The organism is Bradyrhizobium sp. CCBAU 53421 (genome assembly GCF_015291625.1).
Lineage (GTDB): Bacteria > Pseudomonadota > Alphaproteobacteria > Rhizobiales > Xanthobacteraceae > Bradyrhizobium.
The window spans coordinates 3,755,760-3,775,902 of sequence record NZ_CP030047.1; the positions used below are offsets into that span (position 1 = coordinate 3,755,760).

General features: G+C 60.4%; 19 protein-coding genes and 1 pseudogene. 16 read left to right on the forward strand and 4 right to left on the reverse strand.

Features of this window, described 5'->3' with window-relative positions; genetic code table 11:
- From XH92_RS17625 to XH92_RS17640, 4 genes are read left to right on the forward strand one after another with little or no spacing between them, the layout of a single operon-like run.
- Positions 1 to 2,241, forward strand: a complete 2,241-nt coding sequence (locus XH92_RS17625; RefSeq protein WP_194460331.1) for a LodA/GoxA family CTQ-dependent oxidase — start codon at positions 1 to 3, stop codon at positions 2,239 to 2,241.
- A gap of 40 nt (positions 2,242 to 2,281) precedes the next feature.
- Positions 2,282 to 2,698: a hypothetical protein gene (locus tag XH92_RS17630; protein WP_194460332.1), complete on the forward strand. Its 417-nt coding sequence runs from the start codon at positions 2,282 to 2,284 to the stop codon at positions 2,696 to 2,698.
- Between the two features lie 3 nt (positions 2,699 to 2,701).
- Entirely contained in the window at positions 2,702 to 3,802 is a 1,101-nt protein-coding gene (locus XH92_RS17635) for an NAD(P)/FAD-dependent oxidoreductase (RefSeq protein ID WP_246788472.1), read from the forward strand.
- Positions 3,803 to 3,814: 12 nt separating this feature from the next.
- The gene (locus XH92_RS17640; protein WP_246788473.1) at positions 3,815 to 5,986 is read left to right on the forward strand and encodes a multicopper oxidase family protein; all 2,172 of its coding nucleotides are present in this window, start codon (positions 3,815 to 3,817) and stop codon (positions 5,984 to 5,986) included.
- Between the two features lie 160 nt (positions 5,987 to 6,146).
- Here the strand turns inward: XH92_RS17640 and XH92_RS17645 are convergent, their stop codons facing one another.
- Positions 6,147 to 6,392: a hypothetical protein gene (locus tag XH92_RS17645; protein WP_194460334.1), complete on the reverse strand. Its 246-nt coding sequence runs from the start codon at positions 6,390 to 6,392 to the stop codon at positions 6,147 to 6,149.
- Positions 6,393 to 7,222: 830 nt separating this feature from the next.
- Between XH92_RS17645 and XH92_RS17650 the strand changes: the two genes are divergently transcribed.
- Genes XH92_RS17650 through XH92_RS17660 form a run of 3 tightly spaced genes read left to right on the forward strand, consistent with a single transcriptional unit; the run spans position 7,223 to position 12,799 of the window.
- Positions 7,223 to 8,953 carry a caspase family protein gene (locus XH92_RS17650; protein WP_194460335.1) on the forward strand — a complete coding sequence of 577 codons (1,731 nt, stop codon included), beginning with the start codon at positions 7,223 to 7,225 and terminating at the stop codon, positions 8,951 to 8,953.
- A 2-nt stretch (positions 8,954 to 8,955) separates the two neighbouring features.
- Positions 8,956 to 9,816 (forward strand): hypothetical protein, encoded by an 861-nt coding sequence (locus tag XH92_RS17655; RefSeq protein ID WP_194460336.1) that lies wholly within the window; start codon positions 8,956 to 8,958, stop codon positions 9,814 to 9,816.
- Between the two features lie 4 nt (positions 9,817 to 9,820).
- Positions 9,821 to 12,799: a CHAT domain-containing tetratricopeptide repeat protein gene (locus XH92_RS17660; protein ID WP_194460337.1), complete on the forward strand. Its 2,979-nt coding sequence runs from the start codon at positions 9,821 to 9,823 to the stop codon at positions 12,797 to 12,799.
- Between the two features lie 103 nt (positions 12,800 to 12,902).
- Here XH92_RS17660 and XH92_RS17665 read toward each other — a convergent pair whose 3' ends face one another.
- Positions 12,903 to 13,910, reverse strand: a complete 1,008-nt coding sequence (locus XH92_RS17665) for a hypothetical protein (RefSeq protein ID WP_194460338.1) — start codon at positions 13,908 to 13,910, stop codon at positions 12,903 to 12,905.
- A 371-nt stretch (positions 13,911 to 14,281) separates the two neighbouring features.
- On the opposite strand from XH92_RS17665, the gene XH92_RS17670 reads away from it, so the two are divergent.
- The 5 genes from XH92_RS17670 to XH92_RS17690 all read left to right on the forward strand — a co-directional run bounded on the left by XH92_RS17670 (position 14,282) and on the right by XH92_RS17690 (position 17,212).
- Complete coding sequence (locus XH92_RS17670; RefSeq protein WP_194460339.1) at positions 14,282 to 14,473, forward strand: hypothetical protein; 192 nt, start codon at positions 14,282 to 14,284, stop codon at positions 14,471 to 14,473.
- A gap of 647 nt (positions 14,474 to 15,120) precedes the next feature.
- The gene (locus tag XH92_RS43610; protein WP_194460340.1) at positions 15,121 to 16,299 is read left to right on the forward strand and encodes an AAA family ATPase; all 1,179 of its coding nucleotides are present in this window, start codon (positions 15,121 to 15,123) and stop codon (positions 16,297 to 16,299) included.
- Positions 16,300 to 16,334: 35 nt separating this feature from the next.
- Positions 16,335 to 16,628, forward strand: a complete 294-nt coding sequence (locus XH92_RS43615) for an AAA family ATPase (protein WP_256437670.1) — start codon at positions 16,335 to 16,337, stop codon at positions 16,626 to 16,628.
- A gap of 54 nt (positions 16,629 to 16,682) precedes the next feature.
- Entirely contained in the window at positions 16,683 to 16,871 is a 189-nt protein-coding gene (locus XH92_RS17685) for a hypothetical protein (protein WP_194460342.1), read from the forward strand.
- A gap of 5 nt (positions 16,872 to 16,876) precedes the next feature.
- Positions 16,877 to 17,212, forward strand: coding sequence for an ATP-binding domain-containing protein (locus tag XH92_RS17690; protein WP_194460343.1), 336 nt, complete (start codon positions 16,877 to 16,879; stop codon positions 17,210 to 17,212).
- 29 nt (positions 17,213 to 17,241) lie between these two features.
- Here XH92_RS17690 and XH92_RS17695 read toward each other — a convergent pair whose 3' ends face one another.
- Together XH92_RS17695 and XH92_RS43090 are read right to left on the reverse strand one after the other, a co-directional pair.
- Positions 17,242 to 17,463 carry a hypothetical protein gene (locus tag XH92_RS17695; RefSeq protein ID WP_194460344.1) on the reverse strand — a complete coding sequence of 74 codons (222 nt, stop codon included), beginning with the start codon at positions 17,461 to 17,463 and terminating at the stop codon, positions 17,242 to 17,244.
- 52 nt (positions 17,464 to 17,515) lie between these two features.
- Positions 17,516 to 17,836 (reverse strand): hypothetical protein, encoded by a 321-nt coding sequence (locus XH92_RS43090; RefSeq protein WP_194460345.1) that lies wholly within the window; start codon positions 17,834 to 17,836, stop codon positions 17,516 to 17,518.
- Between the two features lie 145 nt (positions 17,837 to 17,981).
- Here XH92_RS43090 and XH92_RS17705 point away from each other — a divergent pair, with 145 nt between their 5' ends.
- The 4 genes and pseudogenes from XH92_RS17705 (at position 17,982) to XH92_RS17720 (ending at position 19,892) form a co-directional block, all read left to right on the forward strand.
- On the forward strand, positions 17,982 to 18,179 hold the full coding sequence (locus XH92_RS17705) for a hypothetical protein (protein WP_194460346.1): 198 nt from the start codon (positions 17,982 to 17,984) through the stop codon (positions 18,177 to 18,179).
- Positions 18,180 to 18,466: 287 nt separating this feature from the next.
- Positions 18,467 to 18,811: a DUF4339 domain-containing protein gene (locus XH92_RS17710; protein ID WP_194460347.1), complete on the forward strand. Its 345-nt coding sequence runs from the start codon at positions 18,467 to 18,469 to the stop codon at positions 18,809 to 18,811.
- Positions 18,812 to 19,334: 523 nt separating this feature from the next.
- A pseudogene (locus XH92_RS17715) lies at positions 19,335 to 19,520 on the forward strand (IS66 family transposase); the annotation flags it as partial.
- 183 nt (positions 19,521 to 19,703) lie between these two features.
- A complete protein-coding gene (locus XH92_RS17720) occupies positions 19,704 to 19,892 on the forward strand; it encodes a DUF3551 domain-containing protein (protein ID WP_371818082.1) in 189 nt (62 codons plus the stop codon).
- Positions 19,893 to 20,143 lie beyond the last annotated feature (251 nt).

Here is a 20,143-nt window from a genome sequence, read left to right on the forward strand (position 1 = left end):
ATGGCTATGTATCGAATCCATCCCGGCATCGGCATCGCGCGCCTGGGCAACAGCGAGACCGATTTCTACCTCGCGCCGGAGACGCCGGCGGCGCTGCCGCAGGCCTGTGACAGCTTCGGCAATCCCCTGTACGGCCCCGACGGCGTCACGCCTGTCCCGGTCAAGACGTTCAAGGATTCCCTGGGCCGGGTGAAGCGCCAGGCTGCGCGCTTCCAGATATTCGTTTATGACGAATCGAGTCCCGAAGGCCGGCCACTGGCGATCGGCGATCCGGTGGAGGGCGGCGGCAATCACGGGGTGCTCGTCGACATTCAGTGGCGCGTTTACGTCGCCAACAAGAAGGCCTCCTGGTATCCGTTCAGCGAGCTGAAGGGGGAGCACGGTTACGCGCCTGGCAGTCCGCGCCGCAATGCCGGCATCACCGGCCAGGACCGCGATCTCCTCATCATCGATCCCGGCCCGCGTAGCGTGAACGCGACCACCGACCGACGCGCTCATTTCGACCGCTCGGGCGGCTCCGGCGGTTACGCCACCACCTTTCCGCCCAAGGGCCTGCAGCCGTTCGACATCGACACGCTGGGCGAGATGATGACCGACGACAAGGGCCGCCTCGTTGTGCTCGGTGGCTACGGCCGCTCGGGCATGGACGTCAGCGGCTTTGGCGACCCCAAGATCGAGGATTACGCCAACACCGACGGTTGGTACGACGACATCTCCGATGGTCCGGTGATGGCTCGGCTGATCATGTATTCGGAGCAAGTCGGTCAGAACCGCTACGTCGACGTCGAATTCCCGGCATGGGTGGTGGTCGGCTATCCGCGATTCGCGCCGCAAATCCTCGACATGATCACGATGGATGAGGTGCTGCACGATCTCTACGTCCGCCGGTTCGCCACCGACACTGGGATTTACGGCATCCTCGGCACCTACGACGATCCACAGCAAATCCCGTTTCGCGACGAGGCGGCGTTGCGCCACTGGCAGGCCGGCCGGCTCGCCTGGAACCGCAACTACCGGCCCTGGTTCTATCGCGACATCTGGCCGATCCTGTTTCGGCCGGACGAGTTTCGGTATTTGAATGATATCCTGCAGCAGTCGAACTACCCGCACGACCAGGCGCAGCGTGGCACGTTTGATCCCGACAAGCTCTCGCGAACCCCCCGCCGCGCGGCGCCACAGCCTGACGCGGAAACGGCGCCGGAAGCAGCACTGCGCGATGCAAGCCAGGGCGAGGCGGTGGTGCTGGTCGCGCTCGCGGCCGGTCCGACCCGCCATGCCGAGCCGGAAGATCCTTACGGACCGATGCGCCGCTTCCTGTTCGATCTGCTGCGTCGCGCGGGCGAGGCGAATTCCTTCCAGGTGCAGGATCGTGCGTCCTCGCGCATCCATTCTCTGCCGTTGATGCCGCTCTTGTGCGGCGACAATCCGTTGACCAACGAGACGCCATCGAAGTTTCTCCATCTCACCGAGTACCAGCTCTTCATTCTGAGCCAATGGGCGCGCGGCTGGTTCATCAACGAAAAGGAGGAGGGCTGGCTGCCCGCCGGCTATTCGCCGTTTGCGCCCTATCCGACGACGCCGCCGAAAACCGGCCGCGAGCTCGACCGCGGCGTACTGAGCAACGTGCTGGGTGGGGCCTTTTGCCCGGGCGCCGAACTCGGCTGGGTGATGCGCAACCCGTCGATCTACTGGGCGCCCTATCGCATCAACGCCGACCGCAGCATTTCAGATTTTCTGCAGAGCGCGGCCCAGGCCAATCAGTTCCAGGGCAGCGTGATCGCTGACTACACCTTCAGCGTCCAGTCTCCCTTGAGCCAGGACAACGACTTCGAGGCCGGTCTTCAGCCGGGCGATCTCACCAAATACATGGCGCTGCCCTGGCAATCCGATTTCAACGAATGCACCACGCAGCCTATCAACATCACCTACGCCGACTGGAACAACCTGTGGCCTGGTAGTGACAATGACAAGCGGCTGCGCCTCGATGAAAGGACGTGGACCACCTTGTGGTGGCCCGCCCATCGGCCCTTGCAGTCCTTTGAAATTGCCTCGATCGACAACGGCCAGCCCAACTACGTGTGGACGACCTGGAGCCGCGGCGTGCCGCAGACGCCGGCCGGTGATCTCAAGATGGTCACCGAGTGGTCCAGACTCGGCTTCATCGTGCGCAATCCCTATCAGCCGGGCGCCAAGTCAGCTGACGATCTCACCTACAAGTACATCAGCGTCGAGCGATCCTGATCGGCCCCAGTCGACCCACAGACCCAACAAGCGAGGCATCATGAGCGACAATCCTTTCGTCGGACATTGGACCTATCGCAGCTTGCTCAACGAGCCCGAGATCAACACGGACTTCAACAACCTCGAATTCGGGCGCGGCACAATCGAGATCATCGAAGCGCCGATGCAGCTTCTGGCCGGGACGATTGGCGGCCCCGGCTGGTCGCTCGCCCTGAAAGGCTCGCGCGCTTACGGCTCGCCCATGCAAGTGCGATTCCAGGGCACAGGCGTCGTGAGCGGCGAGAAATGGATCTACGACTATTGGGGTTCGCTGGTGCCGGCGTGGCCAAATGGTGTCGATCAACGTCCGGCCATCGTAGGCTCGGTGATCCGAACCATCCCGCATAGCGGCGGCTCTCCGGGCACTGTGGCGCCGGCCGGCGTTGTAGCGTCCTTCTATGCCGTCCGGGCTGACTGATCCTTGGCCGCGTTCGACGTACTGATCGCAGGCGCTGGACCGGCCGGAGCGGCGGCCGCCCGTACGCTCGCGACGTGCGCGCCGAACCTTCACGTGGCCGTGGTGGCAGCCGCGAATGGACGGCGCTGCCGCGGCGAGGTCCTGTCGCCGCTCGCCCAGCCGGTGCTGCGCCAACTCGGCCTGTGGTCCGCCTTCCTCGCCCAGGGTTTTGCGCCGTCGCATCGCACGCTCACCGCCTGGGGTGAGGCGGGTCTGCAGTCGAGCGAGCTGCTGCTCGAGGCGCGCGGGCCGGCCTGGCGCGTTGATCGCGCGCGCTTCGACGACTGGATCACATCCGCGGCGTGCAGCGCGGCCACGCGTATCGACGCGAAGGTATTCACTCTGGAGCGCGATGCCGACGGCTGGTCGGTCGATTGCGGCGACGGCACGAGGCATTCAGCGCGGTTGGTGATCGACGCGACGGGGCGTGCCAATGCGCTGGTCCGCCGCCAGGGTCGGCGGGCGAGGGCGCAGGACCGTCTGGTGGCCGCCTATGCAGAGGGCACGGCTTCCGGTCAAGCCGCGCAGGAGCTACTCGTCGAGGCCTTCGACGACGGCTGGTGGTACACGATGTCGCTCGGCGAGGGCCGGCACGTCTTCGTCTGCATGACCGACGCCGATATTGCTCGCAGTCTCCGGTTGAACACGCCGCACGGTTGGCACGCGGCCCTCGCAAAGACGCAGTTCATCTCGGCGATCGCGTGCAAGGTCGATCGAATCGAGAGGCTCCGTCTCGTACCTGCGGGTGGCCGATCTGCCACAATGCCTGTCGGCTTTCGCTTCCTCTGCGCTGGCGACGCCGCCAACGCCTTCGATCCGATCTCGGGTCATGGGGTGGTCAAGGCGATGCGGTCGGGAGTCTTCGCCGCGTATGCCGCAAGCGACTGCCTCGTCCGCAACGATGACGCCGCCCTCGACCGCTACGGCGCTTGGGTCGCGCGCGAGGTAGCGGCCTACGAGGCCGCGCTGCGTGAGCACTACGGCAGCGAATCGCGATGGGCCGATCGACCGTTCTGGCGGCGCCGGTGCGCCGATGTTTCTTCGAGCAGTCCTCCACTCCAGTAAGGGGAAAACATGATGAAGACCTTCCCAGGCATTATTCTGTTCATCGCCGCGCTCGGACTGGCTCATCCGGTCCTGGCGGCGCCCGGCCCCCGCGCCTTTGAGGCTCCGCCGATGTTGCCTGGGCAGGGCGGCGTCATGCAGTTGGAGGCCATAGCGCCGGCGGCCGGCGGCTGCCAGCCGCAAGGGTCGATCTCGCGCAGTGGCGCCATCGTCTCGGCGGTCTTGAACTTCGTGCGCGGCCGCTTCGTCATCAACAACCCCGATCCGACCGATCCGCAGAAGGACGGCATGGATCCGGTCGAGCTGAGGTCCTATGGTGGCTGCAAGTCGGGCCCGGCGATCTACGTCAAGCCGGGCGACACGCTGCGCGTCGATTTGATCAATGCTCTCGACAAGAACGATCCGAGCTGCCTCGCCGATCCTCCGCCGGGCCTCAGCCTGCCGGCCGGCGTTGGCTGCTTCAACACCACCAATCTGCATACGCACGGCCTGCACGTGTCGCCGGCCGGGAACAGCGACAATGTCCTGCTCAACATCGCGCCGAAGACCAAGTTTCCGTACGAGATCAACATCCCGGCCGATCATCCGGCGGGGACGTTCTGGTACCACGCGCACCGCCACGGCTCGACGGCAGTGCAGGTAGCGAGCGGCGCCTCGGGTGTGCTGATTGTTAAGGGCGACCGTCCGTACACGCCGCCATCGCCGCAGAACGCTCACCCCGTTGCCGACATCGACACGGTGTTGCATTCCGCCAACGGAGTGCCGCTGAAGGAACAGCTCTTCCTGTTCCAGCAGATCGCCTATGCCTGCTTCGCTAACCAGCCAAACCAGCAAGGCGGTCCGTGGCAGCAAATCTACACGAACAAGGGACTCTACAACATCAACAGCGGTCCCGAAATCGCCAACGCGCCGTGGACGTGCCCGCTGCCGACTCCCGGCAACCCGGTCAGCGCCGGCGTCGTCGAGAACTTCGCGCTGCAACTCGACTCGCCGAGCATCTGGGACACCAATGGCCGGTTCACCAGCATCAATGGCGTCGTGCAGCCGACGCTCACTGTGCCGGCCGGCGAGATCCAGCGCTGGCGCTTCGTGCATGCCGGCATCCATGACACCATCAACGTCCAGGTCGTTCGCGCGACGCCGGTCGGCACGAACAACTTAATCGCGGCTTCGGCACTGAGTGGCAATCGGCAACAGCAGAAGGCTGACCTCCTGGCGGCCTGCAATGCCACGCCCGCCACGCTGATTCCGCAATTCGAGATCGCCTCTGACGGGCTGACGCGAACCAAGGTGCGCGCCATCCATGCGTCGCAAGTCGGCGGCGTGCTCGAGTCGAATTACCTGCAGCCCGGATACCGCAGCGACGTCCTCGTAGTGTTCCCGTCAGACGGCGACTACTGCCTGCTTAATCAGGCGGCTCCTCCGGCGGAGCGCGTATCCAATGGCAATGGCGGAGGCCAGGGACCATCAACGCCGCAATTGCTGGCTTATGTCCATGTGCGGGGCGGGCAAGCGGTGACCGGTGACCTTCAGGCCTATGTCGGCAAGGCGCTGTACGACGCCAATCCGCAGTTGCCGGATGCCGTCCGCACCGGACTGCGCGACGGCGACCTGCGGCCGTGGGCGCCGTTCGAAACGCTGCCCCCGCCGAAGGTCGACGGCCAGGAGCAGCAGGCCGATTTCGTCATCAAGTTCCCCGCCTTCACGATCAACGGCAAATCATATGATCCTGACGTCGTGAACTTCACCCGCGAGGTGAACACCACGGACGACTGGCTGCTCACCGCCCAGGGCGAGCCGCACATCTTCCATATCCACGTCAATCCGTTCCAGGTAATGGACGTGACCACCACCAACGCCAATGGTCAGCAGATTTCGATCTACAATCCCGACGGAACCTGCCGGCCGGATGTCGTATCATCCGACCAGCAGCAACTGGCCAACCAGTACTGCGGCATGTGGCACACGTTCCGCGACACGATCATCGTTGAGAACAATTACCAGATCCGCGTCCGGACACGGTATGACCGGTACATCGGTGAGTACGTCCTGCATTGTCACATACTGGACCACGAGGACGCTGGCATGATGGCCAACATAGCAATCGTACCCGACCTCAATGCGCCAGCTGGCGGGTTAGGAATGCCGGGTATGCATCATGCCAAGCCGGCGGCGGCGCGCTAACGCGTCGCCGTCGAGCAAGGCACGACTCACCATCAGGTCCGAGTCGAAACCGTCTCTCGGGGATTTGTCGCGTCGACAAGTCCCCAAGGGTCGGTGGAGCCGGCCGCCTTGAGACGCCGCCGCGATAGAGCATTTTTCGATCTGAATGAATCGATATGGATTAGCGGGCTTTCTGTTCGTACTTGCCCTTCCAGCTCAAGAGTTTGTTCTGAAACCAGCCGCTGTTGAGAAACAGGAAAATAGTGATTGCCGCAATCGCGGCATAAGCTGCAAGATTCCAGGGAAAGAGAGGAACCATCGATATAGCGGTCCCCTCAATGGAAAGAGTGAAACCCAAGGCGATGTAGATTGAAGCCCAGCTTTCTGGACCGCGCGTGACCGTCGCCGAGCATCGATCTTGAACCATTTCGATCTCCTATCGAGCTTCCGAAGCTGAACTTTGGGACCGCTTCTTTAGGTTCGACAAAATATTCTTTCTAGCGTGTGCAGCCCCGCAACTCGAATAGGTAGTAACAATAGGTTTTGATGGTCAAACGATTTATGCAGCGCGTTCTCGAGATCGTTTTTGGATTTTTGATCGCGACGGCCCTTTGGGCCGGAATACTTCTACTGCAATCGCAAAAGACCCCACTATGAGGCTCAACCCGGTCCCGGCTTTGCGGCTTCGATCGGATTGCAGTCCATCGCTTCCGCTCGCTGATCCTCTCAACGCTATCTGGCCGGAATGAATAACATCGATCTGCGCTGTGATGGCTTTCTCACATGGATCGACGCAAAGCGTCGCGATAGAGAACCCGACGCTGCAGCCTCGCGCGAGCGTATCGGCGATCATCCCCGCACGCCAGATACGGTGCGACGGGCGAGCAACGTGCCGTTGCCTCGCGCCCAAAACTGTCGGGATGGGCTATTACCGGTCAATCCTGACCTCCTCATTCGAATCAGCTCGTCGGTGGCAATGAGAATGGTTTGACGTACCGTAGCTGAGACTTCCGCCATGACGTACGGACCTCGGCAAGTCAGCAACAGCCTTCGTTCCAACAGAGCAATAAGTAACTGTATCGAAGGGAGCATCGTCGGTTGCGGCGGGGCCGACTTTTTAGACCGGACGTAGGCAGACCCATCCGAAATTGGAGACGGGTAGAACGCCTAAGAATGCTCTCGGCAAGGTTGATCCCATATGCTAGTCTTCGTGCCGCGACTAACTTACTTCATTTCTTGGGGCACTACCGAGATACGATGGATGGAAAATTTGTTTTCTCAATTGGCATTAGAAAGAGCGGCAGCTTACCCGCGTTGGATGGTGCGATAGCCGATGCTCGTGCATTCGCCGAATGGGCGAGTGATCCTAAGCGGGGCTATGACGTCAAGCCAGTAACGGACGAAGATGGTCCGGTAACCATAGATCGTCTGAAAACTACTATTTGCGGCATTCTCAAAAACACCATATCGCGGCTGCTGATATTTTACTCAGGCCATGGAATTAGCAGTCAGATAGGAGAGTACTGGCTGCTCTCGAACTATGATCGCGACAGCGACGAAGCCGTGAATGTCCTACAATCGATGCGTAACGCCAGGCGTCTCGGTATCGGTCAAGTCGCGGTCTTTAGCGACGCATGTCGCTCTTCATTGAATAGGGCAGGGTTTGTCAGTGGCCGCGTGATTTTCCCGCCTCCAAAGCGAAGTGCGCCGATTTCCCCATATGACGAATTCTTATCGACGGATATCGGAGACGCCTCCCAAGAGGTGCCCGGGGAGGACCCTTCCAAGTCATACGGAGTATTTTCGCGAAGCGTATTGACGGCTCTCCGCGGGGCAGAGCCAGCCGCCGCCGAGGATCGACCGCCACGCAAGGTCATTTCCTCCGGCTCCCTGGCCAACTGGCTGGAGAAGACTGTTCCATTTCAGAGTGGAAAAATTCCGGGCGGGATCGTCCAGTATCCTTCGATCACGCCGAGTTGGAGAGCGCCCAACGATGAATATGGCGAATATCTAGGGGTCAACGAGGACGCGACGGTCATCGGTAAAATAGGAGGTGCAGGCCGTCGTGTGCTCAACTGGGGGCGAGTAGGCGAGAGGCTTGGACTAGGACTACCCGATCGGCGCGCAGAACGAGCGAAGGCTCAAGCGCGAGTCGCTGAAAGCTCGTCTGAAAGGGAAAGGAAGATCTTACGGCGTTCATTGGATTTCCAGATGCAGCGAGGCCGAGAGAGCTTTGAGACACATCAAGGGTTGACTGTGGTGGGCGCTTCAATCACCGAGGTCGTCGCCCCTAAAGGGAAGCAATTTGATTGTTTCTTGGAATCCGGTCTCTGGCACGTCCGGGGCTATGGAGAACCGCATTCTGTTGCGGTGAAGACGGATCGTAACTTCTGGATAGCGGCAACTCTACTTCCCGAATTCGTAGCCACATTGGTGGTTGGAGAAAAAGGGGTGGAGAGTCTGAACTATGCGCCGCCGCGCAGTTCTCCCGAGCGAGAGGCCAGCCTTCGCAGCGAAAAGATCGTGGCTGAATGGAACGCTTTTCTTAGCGTAGATCGACGGACCATACCCCGCGAATGGAAAGGGTTCGCTGAGGAAGCCCGTCAAATGAAGCACATAAACCCGGCGCTTGGCATATTGGCGGCATACGCTTACGAACGCAGCGGCTCGATTGACGAAATCGCAAACATCGCGTGGCATTTCGCCTATCGCAATGGCTTTGTTCCGTTCGACGTTATGGCACTGCTCAGCGCCTACGGAGATCCAGATGCGATGATCCGCGCGCAGGGTCATTGGACTCCCGACAAGATAGTCGTTGCTGGTGGGTTTCCCGCGCTTACTCAAGGTTGGTCAATTCTCGATATCGAGAGCGACGCTTCAGCTGAGCTTGTCCACTTGCGTGCAGGCTTGATCGACAGCGTGTGGACTACATTCGACGACGAGAGAGGGAGCCGATTCGCCGACCTGGTCCAACAAGGGGAGATTTAACAATGCGTCTGGTGTTCGTTCATGGCATGCGCCAAGAAGGTCGGCCCGCCGCTGCGTTGCTTCGCGCATGGAGGGATTCGCTTTACGGAGCTTGGGACCGGCTCGGGTTGGCCAGACCCGCGATCGAACCGGAGATGCCTTACTACGGCGACACCCTAGACCAACTTACGCGGGAACTGCACGGTGGAAGCAATGTCATCGGCCGCGGAGGAGCGGGTGGAGATGTATCTCCCGTCGAAGAGGCAATGATCCGCGAGTTCGCTACTGTTTATGGCGTCGAGGACGCTGAAGTCCGAGCCGAACTCGGAAGTGAGGTCATAGCGAAGGGCCCGGCGAATTGGGAGTGGGTACAGGCCATCGGGAGGGTGCTCGAGCGTCGAGTTCCGTTGTTTCGAACGATTGGAATTTCCTTGGTGGTCCAGGTCGACGCCTATCTAAACCGGCCGCATGTTACGCAGGCCGTCGACGAAATAGTTGCACCGCAGTTCAAGTCTGGCCCCGTTGTGATCGTCAGCCACTCACTCGGCACCATCGTATCTTACCGCCTGCTTCGACAAACGAAGTTCGCGGACGTACCGCTTCTCGTCACCTTAGGCTCTCCGCTCGGCATCAACGCTGTCAAGGATCGCATTGCTCCGCCAAAACTCGCACGTCCAGTGCAGGTCGGACATTGGTTGAACGGCTCTGACGAGCGCGATTTTGTTGCTCTCTATGCGAGTCTGGATGCCAAGACGTTCTGCGATGGCATCGAGAATGTCATCGACATCCACAACAGTCAGGACGATGCCCACTCGATCCTTGATTACCTCAAGGACGAGCGCATTGCACGCTCGATACATGTAGTCCTCAGCTCTGAGGAGTAGAGCGATGACATCCAAGCCAGCGGCCGGAGACGACTCCGAAGGCGAAACGGATAATTTCCTACGGATGATCGAACTCACGCACGCCGGGCGCGCCGCGCTTGCGCGGGGAGAAGCTCGTTCCGCGATCGAGCTGCTCAGCGAGCAGCACAAGCTAGTGGTAGCTGAATGGGGAAGCGACGCAATCTTTTCCGCGACAAGTGCAGTTGATCTCGCTGAGGCTTACCTGGCATGCGGCGACACGCCCGAGGCGGAACGACTGCTCGAATGGGCGCTCGATCGATATCAAACCTTGGGGGTTGAGGACGAACGATTCGTTCGTGCGTTGTCGAGCCATGCTATGTGCGCTTATCTGGCGGCCGACTATCCACGCGCGGAGTCAAGGTTCATCGACCTTATCGAGCGGTATCGCACTCTCGGCACCGAACGCGACGTTGAGCGAGCCATGGCTATGGATCATCTAGCCCAAGCCTATGTGCGTCAATCAAACTTCGAAGCGGCCGAGCCGTTGCTGTTAGAGGCCCTCGCAATATTCGAGAGCCAGAATGTCGAGGCTTCGATAGTCGCGATCTGCCAAGGTGTGCTCGCTCGCGTACGCTTCTTGACGGCGCGTTACCGCGAGGCGGAACAACTGCAGCGAAAGGCGATTGCTAGTTACGAAGCGTGCCACGACGAACTCAATCTGGCAAAGGAATTGGATCATCTAGGCGCAACTCTAACGATGAGGGCGCAGTCGGAAGAGCAGCCAGTACTGGCGCAGGAAGCTGTTACGTACGGGGAGCGGGCTGTAGCAATATTTGAAAAATATTATCCCGCAAATCACTATAGCGTTCTCGGCAGCAAGCAGAACCTCGCGCGTTACCAAGCCGCGAATGCTTCGATCGGAAAGATGTTTCCGAACAGGACAACTTCCGATGGCCCTGAGCCGCACCTACCCAAAGGCCATCCCGCGGTCATCGCAGCGTTGGCAAACCGGTCACAGCAACTATGCGATAACCACGACTACGAGAGCGCGCTTGCAGCAGCTGACCAGGCCCGGCAACACGCGCAAGTTTTTGGCAGGGCCGGCGCTCTCGATCGCCTCGCCTTCAAGCAGCTGATCGCTGTTCTGCGGCGGTATTGCAGCTATCTGATTGGCGAGCCGACCGGCTTACTATCGCCAATCGAGTCCTTCATGATGCAGATGCGCGCGCACGAGCGGCGAGGCATCGTGGAAGATGAGAAAACTCCCCTGCCGGCGATCGAGCCGGCGACGATCGCCAAGCTTAAAAACCTGCTTAATGAGGCAGTCCGTCTAGTTGGAGAGGCCTGCGGATTCGAGTGGTCAGCGGGCGACGAGCCGCATGAGTTTGCATCCGACTTGCTCGAGATACTTCACTACGCGAGGCTAGTTGGCGTCATCGACAACGACGCTTCCGTCCGTCAGGCGTTCGACGTCATTCAGATCTATAGCTACCACGGCGCGGCTCAAGGGTTAGCGAGCGCCGCGATGCAAGCCGTTGAAACTGGCGCACGTCGGCTCCTTCGTGAGGAGCACCGCCTCGCGGTGCTCGAACGCGACAGCCTCGTCCGTGCGCTGATCGAGGCAAAGGATCGAACCTCTGCGAGCTCAGCTGCGGCGCGTTCGGCTGAACTTCCTGGGTTGGAGCAGAAGATCGCGGCGATCGAGCTGCAATTGCGAGACGGGCACGGACTCCACGAGCGTCTGTTTGCATCTCGAATCCCGCTTGAGGTCGCACAGGTTAGCCTGAACTCGAACGAAGCCTTGGTCGCGGTTTACGTTGGTACTCGGGCGGTGTTTCTGGTCGCGGCCCGAAATAGCAGCATTGTTTTTAGACGGGTGGAAATAGAGGGTGGTCTGGTTCGTTCTATGTGCGAATCGATCGTTAAATCAGCAACTTTCTCTCCCGGCGAAGATGCTCCGAAGTTTGACTTGGTAGCGGCATTGCGACTTAATGATTTGATCTTCTATCCCTTAAGACAGTTTTTGGATGCAGACTTCCATCTTCTCTTGCTCACCAACGGGCCGCTTTTGGCCCTTCCTATGGGCTGCCTTGTCGCGGATTCGATCCAGGAGACCGAGAACCAAACATCTGCAGAACAGGATTCGGAATCGGCGGGAACCTTCGGGAAAGACTTAGAGGCCCGCTTTCACGAGAGGATAAGACGGCTTCACGGCTTTCATCGATGGGTCAATTCAAGGACAATAGAGGAGGCTCAGTCTGCGATTTCAGCGCGCCACGGCTGGCTGGCCGATCGCTATCGGATTTCTCTTATGCCGTCGTTCGCGCCGCTTGCAACGCGCAGTGTCGAGGGGAATGCGACCATTCGTCGAAGGGCGTTCCTTGGCATGGGCGATCCTGCCTTGGGGTCTAAGCAGGACGCGCGCTATCCAGAGATGCCAGAGACCCGTCGTATGCTGATGGCCTTGGCCAATGCAGTCGGCAGCGATCCAGTCAGCGACATATTTTCCGGAGCCGCTGCGACGATCGAGCGCCTGGTGGAGCTTAGCGAATCCGGCCAACTCGCGGCGCGGAGTGTGGTGTGCTTCGCGACGCACGCAGTCTATCCGCAGGACGACGACGACTTGTTGGCCGACGCGGGTCTGCTGTTCGCCGACGGAGAGATTCTCCAGGCGTTCGACGTCGGTAACTTGAGACTCGACGCGGATCTCGTGTTGCTCCCCGCCTGCTTTACAGCGTCGCCCGCCGGTCGATCGATTACAGTCCCACTGTCCGGGCTTGCGCAAGCTTTTCTGGTGGCGGGAGGACGAAGACTGCTTGTTTCGCACTGGCCGGTTGAAGTCGGAGCGACAGAAAGGTTCATCCGCACGTTCGCTGCGGCTATGAAGGGCAGTGCTCAGCTAGTGGATGCGCTCGCGCAGGCACAACAACAGCTTCGCGACTCCAAGGAGTATGCACATCCGGCTTTTTGGGCGGGCTTCTCGCTTGTCGGTGATGGCGCTGCGAAACTCGCTAGCAACTGATGCCCGCGCACATTCTTCTGGGTTGCTACGAAGGAAGGCTTAACAGCATCGAGGCGCGGCATCGTTGCAATGGGCCAGTGTGGCGCAACAGCATTCTTACAACTTAACTCGGAGGAATAATTCGGAAAGGTCTAAAAAGTGCAATATATTTGTTGTTGCTCGCTTCTTCAATCTCCGAAGCCTGACGGTGAAGCTCTTCAAAGGGCCGGTCAATTCCGTGTTCAAAGAAATTCAGCCGAAGACGGCTAACACGCTCGCGAATACGTTCTCGCATTCTATCAATCTCTATTTTCGCTTCGTTACCGGTCCGATTGAGTAGTAGAATCAGTCGAACCAGAGGATGGGGGTGGGAGCTGCTCTCTTCTGGTGATAGAATGCGGAGTAATGAAAACACGACATAGCTTGCCAGGATGATTAACTCGAGGTCCGGCTGTGGCCTTCGCTGACATAAAGCGACGAGATAAAGGCAGATGCCTATATCGGCTTGTATCTCCATCGCGTGCCAAAGTTGCTGCTCTACCTGTGAGATGGTTTGTACTTCATTGAGCTTGGCGATACCGGTCACGGTATTGTTGTATCCAACGTGCCCGAGATAAAGATGGGCGAACTCGTGATGCACAATAATATTGAGCATGTTCCAGAATAAATCCGTATGGCGCCTTTGTGCTTCAGGCGGCACGAGCGGGCCGAATTGCTGGATGACGGAACAACACCGATTGATAGATTCAGGAGTTGCCCAATTGGTGTCTTGCAAACACTGCCTGATCGGACCTTCGAGTGAAGTGGTCGATTCATAGTATCTGGCGATAATGCCCGCCAAGGGATACAAACAGTGAAGTACCGTGCTGGTGATGCCGACCAAGCAGACGTCTTGGTCGATCGCTGCAAACGCGTTGAATTCTGGGCAATCAGCGATGTCAGCGTGTACCCTATTGATACCGAACTGCTGAGCCAGCAAACTCGCCGTTATGTTCACGCGGTAACGAGCCTGCTCGATGAGGCCAAGGAGCCATCCCAACTCTGGCCGGCGATGCTCGAACCTGGTCCCCATTCCATTGGCTCTACAAAAATGGTCGAATACTTCTTCGGGCTTAATTGGTGCGGCTTTCATGGGGCGACCTGTTTCAATGCTTGTCGATATGCATTCCTCGATGAAAGTTTTCGATTCCTCTCGACGTCAGGAGGGGCGCCGTGCTCGTCCAGAGGTAGCTCGACTTCGTAGAGACACCGCTCCGACCAGCCGGCCGCGGTCGCCGGGCGTCTCGGGACGTCGCCCGCGATGACGAGCAAGCGTGTCATGCATTGGGGAAGTATCTTTCGACGCGTCTGCTTAATCGCACGACGGCCGCTAGGAGGTGTCCCCGTGATCCTTTGCAGGCAAGCGCGGCACCCCCGATTTGTTCCGGAGGTGCGAGCTGTGGCTCGTTTGCACTAGCCGTCGATCTGGAAGGGCGTTAGGAAATCATCGTCAGCGAGGGGGCGATGAGCGGCGCAGGATATCAAGTGTATTCGAAAAACGGCGACGGTGCCATCGGGGTTGTCGTTTCCTCCGCAAAGCAAGCTCTCGCCAAGGCCAATGAACTCGCCGAATCTGGGAACGAGGTCCTAATCAAGGACCTTGCCGGCAGGGTCCTCGACACGGCGACGATCGTTGAACTCGCCGCGCGCGAATAGATTGTTTGTCTTCTGCCAGGTAGAACGCCAAGGAGTTGCGAAGCCTCACCATCTCGCGGTCGCGGCTGCTCAGCTTGGAAGCAAGCTCTCAGCGCAAGCAGCTCCTCCCACTCGCGCACGAACAGCCATCCTGCGAATCCGCGCAATCAGCCGATGCATCATCAGCTTGGCGGTGTCGCCGACCACTCCCTCATTCAATTCGCCGGTCATCTTGGGTCGTCCCTTTCCTCCGCAAATGTAGTCTCCGCGGCTGGTGTGCGGGAGGCTGTAGGCCATGGCCTTCTTCGGCTTAACACAACGCCGCCTCGATCGTTCCGGATGCAGCACCAAATGGCAGCTTGGGTGCCTTTCAGCTGCCCTGGCACTTGAAAGCTCCGTGGAGGCAGGGCGATCCTTCGAATCGGCCGTCTCGCCGGACCTGCCGCAGGGTCAAAGTGGACATCTTTGGAATCGTTTGGATCGACCTTCATATCTCAGGTCGGTGCGTAATCTGCGGACATCGACCATCGATATGACGAGGTGGATCCGTGACCGTTATCCTATTGACTGAATCGGCCCTGACGTGCGTGAAGCGCGCGGTCCGGCTGGACTAACTTACAACCATTACCGATGGCTCTTCCGTTCGCGTGAAGGCCGCGAACACGGCCATGCTGGGCATCCCCTCGGTCGGCAAGCTTTGGTCCGTCGACGGTGATCTCTCCGAAACTCAATGGGGACGGCAGATCTCCGCCCGCCGCGCCGTCCGCGCGCTGCCCAGCGGCAAGCTGATGGTCGACTACCTCGCTGGCTGCGTCGCCGGCATCGGTCCGGCCCGGGCCCGCAGGCTGTGGCAACACTTCGAGGACCGTCTGCCCGAAGCACTCGACACCGGCGATGTCGCGACGCTCGCGGCGGTGATGGATCCCGATCGTCCGGTGTTGGGTCCGAGGCTCGCCGCGGCCCTGGTGGTCGCCTGGAAGACGATGGCCGGCGAAGCCAGGCTCGTCGAATGGCTCGCGGCCGTGGGCGTGACAGAACTGTCGCTGGCGCGCCGTGTTCACGTCCTGCTCGGCGCCGATGCGCCACAGGCGCTTCAATCCAACCCCTATTGCCTGGTGCCGCTGCTCGATTGGAAGCGCGTCGATGAGCTGGGGCTCCGCCTTTTGAGCGAAGCCGGATCACCCGATCCTGCTACCCATCCCCATCGCGTCGTCGCCGCGGCCGATGCGATGGTGAAGGACCTGGTCGGCTCCGGCTCGACCGCGATCGCCTGGGACGATTTCCGCGAGCGGCTCGCCGGCAAGCTGGGTCTACCGCCGTCCTCCGGGACGCTCCACCGCGCGGTCGCACTTGCTGTCGAGCGACAGGCCGTCATCACCTTACCCTCAGGGCTTCTCCGGGCGCCGGGATGTGCCCTCATGGAGGATGCTGTCGTCGCCCGGCTTCGGGCCATGGCAAACGAAGGCCCTCCCGGGCCGCTAGGACGCCTTTTGGATGGGGTCGGCGCTCATGTTGCTGTCTTGGCTGAGGATCAGGCCGAAGCTGTCAAAAGAACCCTGTCAGCCGGTTTCTCGTGCCTCCGCGGCGGCGGCGGCACCGGCAAGACTTTCGTTACCCGGACGATCTGCGATCTGTGGGAGCGCGCCGGCGGCAAATTGCTGCTGGCCGCGCTCGCGGGAAAGGCCGCTCTGCGACTGTCCCGATCAACCAGTCGCCTCGCATGGACCATCTTCAGGACCCTCCGCGAGCTCGACGAGCGCGAGGCCATCGAAGCGCAGCTTGACGGTCAGATCGAGCAGCACGAACGGGCCGAGCTCCAGGCCAAGCTGCGCGACCTAGCGCATTGACCCCGGACACGCTGGTCATCCTCGACGAGTCCTCGATGGTCGATCTGCCGTCGCTGCACGGACTGCTCCGCCGGATGCCGCAAGGCGCCAGGCTCCTGCTTGTCGGCGACGAACGGCAGCTTCCGCCCGTGGGCTTTGGGCTGCTGTTTCATCGGTTCGTCGAGGATCCTGCCGTCACCTCGACTCTGACCACCGTGCACCGCCAAGCGGCGACAAATTCGATCCCGGAGGTCGCTTCCCAGATTCGCCGGCGCGAGATGCCGAGCTTCACCAGCTACGTCGCCCCGCACAGCGGTGTAATGCTTGCGCGCGCGTCGGGACGCGAGTAGATCGCCGATCGCGTTGTCTCGATATGGAACGAGCTTGGCGACGATCGCGAGGTCATGATCGTCACCCCCGTCAACGACGGCCCTTGTGGCGTCTCCGGCCTCAACCGGCGCCTGCATGACGAATACCTGCGTAGGAAAGACCTGCAGGAGATCCGGGGGCCGCTCGGCGACCTGTTCTCGCCTGGCGAGCCAGTCGTGCACCGGCACAATTGCTACAAGCGCGCCTGTTCAACGGCTCCATAGGTACCGTGCAGCGGATTGATCGGACCGAACGCCAGATCACCGCCATCTTCGACGGAGATGAGCACGTCTTCCCGGCCGAGGACCTGGTCGACCTATCGCTCGGTTACGCACTCACCTGCCACCGTGCCCAAGGTTCGGAAGCGGACTACGTGATCGTCGCCCTGCCGCCAAGCCGGCTCCCAGACCCGTCCTTGCTCTACACCGCGGTCACGCGTGCCCGACAGCAGGCCGTCATCGTCGGCCAGCCAAAGACAATGCAGGAGGCCCTGCAGCGGCCGTACGCCGACGAGCGCAGGATGGTCGGGTATAGTTGGACGTCGTCAGCAAATTCCGAAGCCTAAGGCACGCTCGGGCGCACCGATCCAGCGTCCTAGGGCAGCTTCCCCAGCGCCGTGGTGAGGCATTCGCGGGCCCATGCGACTGCTTTTGCCTTGGCATCCTCTTCGTCGTCCGCGACGCCTTGCGCCACTACGTCGTCACTGACGTCCGTAACACACCATCGCCAAACTTCCTGATAGTAAAACGTATTGAGACGCAGAACATCGGCGTTGAAGGTAAGGCCGGCTGCGGTCTCTCTCCATTCCGCTGACATCTGCGACCCTCAAAGAATAGCCCCCCTGCGCGCTGCAGGGTTTGTCTTCACTCTAGTCATCGCGGGCATGACCGCCCGCCGCGACGGGAAGTGACTGGATTGCACGGTCAACTACACTCATGTCGTCGCCGACGTGCACGCCGTTACCATCCCCCAGCGGATAGTAGCCCGGCAGTTCCACGATAACGTTCCGCCCCTTGTAGGCGACCGTAAATGGCCGCACGCCACGGGTCAGCATCTCGCCCGTCTCAGGCGAGAGCATCGTTCTCGGAAGAGTTCCGGCCCCTGTGGTCATTGCGACTTCTCCGCGTATTGCAGCCATCCGGGTGATAGCAAATCCGTTCGACTTCCTGAAGTCGAAGCTCGGCATCATCAGTCTGATCGACGGAGCCGCCGTCGCAGGCGCATCTCGCCCGCGCCAAGTGGATGGCAAATCAAGGCTATCGGCATCTGTTGCGGGACGGCTGGCCCAGCGTAAACTAGGTCGTCCCGGAGCCCGGCAAAAAAGGAGATGTGACATGGCGAAAGCTTGGAAGACACCAACGATCCTGCGCCTCAGCCGGATCGAACAATGGCGCCGCGAGCGATTTGAGCGCGCACTGAAAGGCGGTGACTACCGTACCGCCAAGCGTGCGGCCGACCTATACACAGCTGTCTCAGCCCGAGCGGACAGCATCGCGCTTGGCAGCATCCATCCCTATTCTGACCGCGACTGATCGGTTCTCGGCGCGGGCATGGCGTAAGATCGCGTGTGCAAGCGGTCCGGTCCATTGGACGGGTGCGCGGCGATGTCGATCTCGCATCCATTCGCTTAACAGAGCAACACACACATCAGCGAACCTCGCCAGCCGGCTTGTGAGCGCCGACTCGCCGGTCACGCTGTTGCACCTATGGGCGCGAGCCCGAAGGCTTCCCGGGTGGCGCATCAAGAGTGAAGCGTGTAGCCATTGACTGCGGCAACTATCCATATATAGCGCGTTCCCGACGTTCGAAGGAGGGGGCCTTGTCTGACGTTTGGTACTATGCCGATTACAAGGGGCACATCGGCCCGGTTAGTCTCCAGCAATTGAAGGATGTGCTTGCGCGCGTGTCGGAGCCGGCGAGCGTTCTCGTTTGGCGTGACGGGTTTGAGGAATGGAAGAAGGCCGGCGAGGTCCCAGAATTCAGGGCGCAGACGTTGAGCCTACCGCCGCTACCGCTCGATCAAATGCCAACTTGGCGGGTAAAGTGGTGGTGGATCATCGTCCCGTTTGTTTCAGTCGGCATCGGCAGTCAGGCCGGACGCAAGATGATGATTTGGAATTCCGCGCAGCGGAGACGGGCCAAAGCTCAAAGGCGCAGACAATGAGGGCGAAGAAGACAGCCGATGAACTGCGGGCAATCCTCATGGATGAGGTCGCCAAGCATCCGGACTGGAGCCACATAGAAGGAGTGGCGATTACCCGATCATTTGCCACTGAGCCTGGCTCCGCCAACGGAGCCCCCTCCAGGGACTGACCAGGGAGAGGTTCTTCTGAAAAACAGCAGCCTGGTCGGTGTGAATGGCAAATAGTTCCCGAAGAGCTTAGCCAACAATTCATACGAGGTATCAGGCATTTAGTCTTGGACCGCTCCTCAAAGTGGAACTTGACAGTGCCGAAGGGAGATTGCAATACAGGCAGCCCTAAGCACTCCGGGAGTGTTGTCGCTTCGGGGACATTCGCTGTCAAAAGCCACGACCTGAGTCTAAACAACTATTTCGTCCGAGAGGGCTCCCTAACGGGAGCCTTTTCCCTTTGTGGTCCAATCGCCAATCCGAGTGACCCGCATAGGTTGTTGTTGAACGGTCGCCCCCCGTATCCGAGACAGTCGGCTCGCGCCTGTTGAAAGCCATGGTGCTTGCCATGGCTGAAGGCGGCCCGCGCCGATGCTCTGGAGAACGAAGTCGCCGATCTGAGGATACGCAGCGCCGACGCCGATGCGCGCGCATCGAGCGGCTGACGCAGATCCTGAAGGCCTTCGACTGCGCCCGGTTCGGCCGACGATCGGAAAAGCTCGGCTCTGCGAACGGCGACGATGTGTCAGTGTCCGCAGGAGTACGCCGGCTACCGTGCCTTTTGGCGCACCGAGTACTTGTGGTCCTGGGAACGCCTGTATTCGTGCTCCGTTAACAGTAGTAAGCCTTTGAAATAAGGAGCACGAGAATGCGTGCATTGCTGCTACTGACGGCTTTGGCGCTCGGAATAGCCGGATTGGCAAGTATGGCTCCCGCAAGCGCTCGGGACTATCCATGGTGCGTGCAGGGAAGGGGTGTTGGATATCCCGGCGATTGCATGTACCAAACCCGCGCTCAGTGCCTGGCATCGGCGTCAGGGCGAAACGTGACGTGCGGCATCAACCCTCGCGCAGCTTTCGCTCGGCAACGGTCGGCGTATCCGGCAAGGCGCTGAGCCCTTAAGGATCGATCCTTGCGGCCGAGTACGACGGCCCGAGTGACGAGGCGCATGTGAGGGCGTCGCGCGGCCCCCGGCCATACTTTCCGTGAACCGTACGACTAAAGTCGAGCCGTCGTATCTTGTGCGCCCGGACTGCCCCTGAGGTCGTCGCCGTTCACAAAACGTAGCTGGAAAGACGCCCGGCCGCGGACTGTCCAGATTTCGCCGACCGATGCCAGCGAAAGCGGGTCAACCCGGTCGAGGCC